Source organism: Mycobacterium sp. (assembly GCF_035653355.1).
Lineage (GTDB): Bacteria > Actinomycetota > Actinomycetes > Mycobacteriales > Mycobacteriaceae > Mycobacterium.
In genome coordinates this window covers 1-5,664 of sequence record NZ_DASRBZ010000523.1, presented here as the reverse complement: position 1 = coordinate 5,664, position 5,664 = coordinate 1, and the positions used below count along the sequence as shown (strand labels likewise).

At 65.9% G+C, this 5,664-nt stretch carries 6 protein-coding genes and 1 pseudogene; 5 read left to right on the top strand and 2 right to left on the bottom strand.

From position 1 onward, the window contains the following. Window positions 1-260 precede the first annotated feature (260 nt). From VFA16_RS17950 to VFA16_RS17940, 3 genes are all read left to right on the top strand, one after another. The gene (locus VFA16_RS17950; protein ID WP_324969115.1) at window positions 261-938 is read left to right on the top strand and encodes an SDR family oxidoreductase; all 678 of its coding nucleotides are present in this window, start codon (window positions 261-263) and stop codon (window positions 936-938) included. Between the two features lie 36 nt (window positions 939-974). Beyond that, on the top strand, window positions 975-1,892 hold the full coding sequence (locus tag VFA16_RS17945; protein WP_324969113.1) for an LLM class F420-dependent oxidoreductase: 918 nt from the start codon (window positions 975-977) through the stop codon (window positions 1,890-1,892). A gap of 121 nt (window positions 1,893-2,013) precedes the next feature. Further along, window positions 2,014-3,399: an NAD(P)/FAD-dependent oxidoreductase gene (locus tag VFA16_RS17940; protein ID WP_324969112.1), complete on the top strand. Its 1,386-nt coding sequence runs from the start codon at window positions 2,014-2,016 to the stop codon at window positions 3,397-3,399. Here the strand turns inward: VFA16_RS17940 and VFA16_RS17935 are convergent. Further along, entirely contained in the window at window positions 3,396-3,821 is a 426-nt protein-coding gene (locus VFA16_RS17935) for a PaaI family thioesterase (protein ID WP_324969111.1), read from the bottom strand. The genes VFA16_RS17940 and VFA16_RS17935 overlap by 4 nt on opposite strands. 158 nt (window positions 3,822-3,979) lie before the next feature. Then, on the bottom strand, window positions 3,980-4,750 hold the full coding sequence (locus VFA16_RS17930) for an iron reductase (RefSeq protein WP_324969110.1): 771 nt from the start codon (window positions 4,748-4,750) through the stop codon (window positions 3,980-3,982). Window positions 4,751-4,965: 215 nt separating this feature from the next. Here VFA16_RS17930 and VFA16_RS17925 point away from each other — a divergent pair, with 215 nt between their 5' ends. Beyond that, complete coding sequence (locus tag VFA16_RS17925) at window positions 4,966-5,382, top strand: BlaI/MecI/CopY family transcriptional regulator (protein WP_324969109.1); 417 nt, start codon at window positions 4,966-4,968, stop codon at window positions 5,380-5,382. Between the two features lie 14 nt (window positions 5,383-5,396). Then, window positions 5,397-5,664 (top strand): annotated as a pseudogene (locus tag VFA16_RS17920) (M56 family peptidase); the annotation flags it as partial.

The window sequence follows — 5,664 nt, the reverse complement described above, 5'->3', positions numbered from 1 at the left end:
TGCGACGGGGTCTTCGAGCTGCAGCCGGGCAGGGCCGCCACCAGGAGTATTGCCAGCCAACCGGTCAACACCCAGATGCGACGCATGGGTGAACCCTAGCTCGGTGGTAACGGGGGCTGTAGAGCGACGTCGGAGTCAAATAGTTATGCAAATGGTGCCTGCGCCGCGCGAGCCAGGATTTTCACCGCTAGCTACTGTCCAGTAACATTTACCGAAACGCCATCACGCAGGCGCTGTTCAGCGTCGAACACGAGGAGGTCATGGCAGTGGAGGTGCTGGTCACCGGCGGCGACACCGAGCTGGGTCGCACAGTTGCCGAAGGCTTTCGCGACGCCGGCCACAAGGTGACGCTTGCCGGCGCACGCCGCGACGACCTCGAAGTCGCCGCCAAGGAACTCGAGGCAGACGCCGTCGTGTGCGATAACGTCGACCCGGCGAGCCTCGCCGAAGTCCGGGGCCTCTTCCCCCATCACCTGGACACCATCGTCAATGTGCCGGCACCGCGCTGGGACGCCGGCGACCCCCGCGCCTACTCGCTGTCCGACTTGGCCGGCGCATGGCGTCATGCCTGGGACATCACCGTGCTGTCTGCGGTGCTGACGGTGCAGACCGTGGGAGATCACCTGCGCTCAGGTGGCTCGATCGTCGGGGTGGTGGCGGAAAACCCGCAGCCGGGAAGCGCCGACGCCGCGGTCAAAGCCGCGCTGTCGAACTGGGTCGCCGGCCAGGCCAGTGTGTTCGGCACCCGCGGAATCACCATCAATGCGGTTGCTTCCGGGCGCGGCGCGCAGCCCGGCTACGAGGGACTGACCCGCACACCGCCCCCGGTTGCCGCTGAAATTGCCCGGCTCGCAGTGTTTCTCACTACCCCTGCGGCTCGCCACATCACCGGCCAGACGCTGCACGTTAGCCACGGCGCGCTGGCGCATTTCGACTAGCATGCGAGCGTCGCGCTTGCCCGCTACGGTACAAGCGTGGCTATCAGACTGGGACTGCAGATCCCCAACTTCTCGTACGGCACCGGCGTCGCTGAGCTTTTTCCGACTGTTATCGCGCAGGCTCAGGAAGCCGAATCAGCCGGTTTTGATGCGCTTTTCGTCATGGACCACTTTTACCAATTACCAGTGCTGGGTTCGCCCGATCAGCCCATGCTGGAGGCCTACACTGCGCTAGGCGCCCTCGCGACTGCGACCAATCGAATTCAATTGGGCGCGTTGGTAACTGGCAATACATACCGGAACCCCACGCTGCTCGCGAAAATCATTACCACGCTTGACGTGGTGAGCGCCGGTCGCGCGATCCTCGGAATTGGTGCGGGCTGGTTCGAGCTCGAACATCGTCAACTCGGCTTCGAGTTCGGCACTTTCACCGATCGGTTCAACCGGCTCGAGGAAGCGATGCAGATCATCGACCCGATGATCAAAGGCGAGCGGCCGACGTTCTCGGGGCGGTGGTACCGGACCGAATCAGCGATAGCCGAGCCGCGCTACCGCGACCGTATTCCGATCCTGATCGGCGGCAGCGGCGAAAAGAAGACGTTCTCGGTCGCCGCCCGCTACGCCGAACACCTCAACATCATCGCCGGATTCAACGAGCTTCCGGCCAAGCTGGACGCGCTGGCGAAGCGCTGCAACGAGGTTGGCCGCGATCCGTCGACGGTCGAAACCAGCATGCTGCTGACCGTGCTGCTCGACGAGAACGTCTCCGCCGACGTCATCCCCGCCGAGATGAGCCAGAACATGGTGGCGGGCGGCCCGGCACAGATCGCCGAGCAGGTCAAGGAAAAGGCCATTGACGCCGGACTCGACGGCCTGATCATCAACATGCCGTTCTACCGCCCCGGCGTCATCGCGGCAGCCGCCGAGGCCTTGCGCCCGATCGTCGGTTCGTAACTGCGGCCGCCGTGCCGGCCGCGGCATGTGGCTGATCACACAGCCGCCGACCCGGCCAGCAGCCGATGACGCCGACTACGGTGTTAATGAATCGCAGTCGCCGTCAGGAGCAACCCAAACCATGAGTGCCCAACCCGAAGCCACTGCTGCGCCCGGTCGTCGCCACCAGGTTGTCATCATCGGATCCGGATTCGGCGGACTCAACGCGGCCAAGAAGCTCAATCGGGCCGACGTCGACATCAAACTGATCGCCCGGACCACCCATCACCTCTTTCAGCCGCTGCTGTACCAGGTTGCGACCGGGATCATCTCCGAGGGCGAGATCGCCCCGCCGACGCGGGTGGTGCTGCGCCGGCAGCGCAACGTGCAGGTGCTGCTGGGCGACGTCACGCACATCGACCTATCCGGCAAGTACGTCGTCTCCGAGCTGCTCGGCCACACCTACAAAACGCACTATGACAGCTTGATCGTGGCCGCCGGTGCCGGTCAGTCTTACTTCGGCAACGACCATTTCGCCGAGTTCGCGCCCGGTATGAAGTCGATCGACGATGCGCTGGAACTGCGTGGCCGGATCTTGAGCGCGTTTGAGGCGGCGGAACGGTCCAGCGACCCAGAGCGACGCAAGAAGCTGTTGACCTTCACCGTGATCGGTGCCGGACCGACCGGTGTGGAAATGGCCGGGCAGATCGCGGAGTTGGCGGAGTACACCCTCAAAGGCGCATTTCGGCACATCGACCCCACCAAGGCGCGGGTCATCCTGCTTGACGCTGCTCCCGCGGTACTGCCCCCGATGGGAGAAAAGCTGGGTAAAAAAGCCGCAGCACGGCTGGAGAAGATGGGCGTCGAGATCCAGCTCGGCGCGATGGTCACCGACGTCGACCGCAACGGCGTAACGGTCAAGGACTCCGACGGCAAGATCCGGCGCATCGAATCGTCGTGCAAGGTGTGGTCGGCCGGGGTCTCGGCCAGCCCGCTGGGCCGCGACCTCGCCGAGCAGTCGGGTGTCGAACTCGACCGCGCCGGCCGAGTAAAAGTGTTGCCGGACTTGACGATTCCCGGCCACCCGAACGTCTTCGTCGTCGGCGACATGGCGGCTGTCGAGGGCGTGCCGGGCGTCGCGCAAGGTGCCATCCAGGGCGGCAAGTACGCAGCCAACACGATCAAAGCCGAACTGGCCGGGGCCGATCCGGCGGCACGTGAGCCGTTCCAGTACTTCGACAAGGGCTCGATGGCCGCCGTGTCGCGGTTTTCCGCGGTGGCGAAAATCGGGCCGCTGGAGTTCGGCGGGTTCATCGCCTGGTTGATCTGGCTGGTCCTGCACCTGGCGTACCTGATCGGTTTCAAGTCGAAAATCACCACGCTGCTGTCGTGGACCGTGACGTTCCTTTCCACCCGGCGCGGTCAGCTCACCATCACCGAGCAGCAGGCGTTCGCCCGGACCCGCCTCGAACAGTTGGCGGTGCTGGCCGCTGAGGCGCACCGCGGTGAAACCAAGGTGGCCAGTTAGCTGTCCGGTTGACCTTCGAGGTTCTGCAGCCGCACGTGCCCCCGGGCGACGACTCGCTCGTCGTCGTCTGTGATGGTGACCAGCCATAGCTGTTGACGCCGACCGCGGTGCACGGGCGTGGTCGTGCCATACACCGTCCCCGCGCTGATGGCGCGCAGGAAATCGGTGTTGTTGTTGACGCCCACGACCGAGCCGCCGCCGTGCGCGTTCAGCCAGGTCCAGGCGGAGACGCTGGCCATGCTTTCGATCATCGAGCAATAGACCCCGCCGTGCACAATGCCCATCGGCTGCAGGAGCTTCGGTTGGATTTCCAGCTGCGCCCGCGCGCCGTCGGGACTCAATTCGGTGAACACGAGCCCGATTTCGATGTCGAACGGGGCGGTGAAATCCGGCGGCAGCACGTGGTCGGGCAGCGGTTGCACGCCCTTGTGTCTACACCATCGGAGCACCGATACCGGCGCTCGGATACCCCGAACATGGGCGAGCCCCGTACACCAGGCACGGGGCTCGCCGATCGAGTTGACCGGGGGTCACTGCAGCCCTCAGGACACAACCACGGCCACTGCATCGCTCGACGCATTCAGCATAGGCAAGGCTGCCCTAATTTCGCAAGGGTTGGCCGGCTTCGGGCGCGTCCTCGGAACAGCGGGCCCCGCACCGGCAGCCCAAAGTCGACCAGCGCCTCCAGCACGGCTTGACCGCGCCGCATGCCGGTCAGCTCGCAGGTGCCGGCCAGTTGCGGCACCTGCGTCGCCGTCGTGACGACCGCCGATCCGACGAGTTGCCACATGGTCGCCACCGGGATCGCTCCGCCGCTGATCATGTGCAGTTTGGCGAACAACGGCGCGAGGCTACGTTGGCTGCGGTGAGCGACCCAGGTGGCCAGCGCGGCTTCGCTGGGCAGCCGTACAACCGGTTTGCGCGGTTCTGGATCGCCGGGCAGCCCGCGCAACGTGGGGTCGACCACCGCGACCCAGTCGATGGCGCCCTCGGCGTCGACGTGGACCCAGAGGTTTTCCAGGCCGGGGTCCCAGGCCCGTCCCTCGAGGACCACCAGGGCCACTATCCGTCCGATCACCGTGTGTACCAGGGTGGCCGCCAAGTCGCGGGCCGCCGCCCGGCGGTCCATTCCGGCGGCCGCGTCGTCGAACATCACCTGAACGCGGTCGGTGGTCAGGGCCGACTCCAGCGGCCACCAGCGACGCCGGGAGACGTCGGCCAGCACGGCGACCCCGTAGACGCGCGGGGTGGCCGGATACAGCTCACGCAGCCGCCGACTCGATTCATGCAGCGGCAGCGGCCGGTCGATAGCCATCGCCGCGATCAGCGGGTCGTCGCTGACGACAGACACAACACCTCCTCCTATGCCAATCAGGTTAGGCTAACCTAAAATGGCTGCCTGAGGTATGGTGCTGTGAGCACCGTCACGAATGCGATCGGATGACCGGCGGAATCGGGCAGGGCCTGGTTTGTTGACCGATCGGTTGTCACGGCGCGGTCATTTCGGTACGACGGTCGGTAGTAAGCGGGAGTAGGCTGATTGGGTCGCTTTAGGAGATGAAACGAATGGCCAAGCTGACGCGCCTGGGGGATCTGGAACGTGCGGTGATGGACCACTTGTGGTCCGCGCCCGAGCCCCAAACTGTTCGCCAAGTCCACGAGGCGTTATCCGCGCAGCGCGACCTGGCCTACACCACCGTGATGACAGTGCTGCAACGGTTGGCCAAGAAGAATTTGGTCTCCCAAATCCGCGACGACCGTGCCCACCGCTACGCACCGATGCGCAGCCGCGACGAACTAGTCGCCGGGCTGATGGTCGACGCGCTGGACCAGGCCGCGGACTCGGGCAGCCGGCAGGCGGCGCTGGTGCACTTCGTGGAACGCGTCGGCGCCGACGAGGCCGACGCGCTGCGGCGGGCGCTGGACGAACTAGAGGCCGGCCACCGCAACACCCCACCTGCTAGCGCGGGCCCCGAGGGCTGAGGGACACTGGCAGCGTGTCCGCGCTGGCCTTCACCATTCTCGCGGCGCTGCTGGTCGGCCCGGTACCGGCCCTGCTGGCCCGCGCCAGGTGGCCGCTGCGGGCCCCACGGGCCACGGTCGTGTTGTGGCAGGCCATTGCGCTTGCCGCGGTGCTCTCGGCGTTTAGCGCCGGCATCGCAATCGCCAGCCGGCTGCTGATGCCAGGCCCTGACGGGCGGCCGACAGCAAGCCTGGTCGGCGGTATCGGGCGGCTGGGCTGGCCGTTATGGACGCTGTACGTCG

Bases quoted from the DNA above. Each gene is read 5' to 3' on its own strand.
- VFA16_RS17925 (WP_324969109.1), top strand. From the start codon at position 4,966: ATGGCCAAGCTGACGCGCCTGGGGGATCTGGAACGTGCGGTGATGGAC.
- VFA16_RS17940 (WP_324969112.1), top strand. From the start codon at position 2,014: ATGAGTGCCCAACCCGAAGCCACTGCTGCGCCCGGTCGTCGCCACCAG.
- VFA16_RS17950 (WP_324969115.1), top strand. From the start codon at position 261: ATGGCAGTGGAGGTGCTGGTCACCGGCGGCGACACCGAGCTGGGTCGC.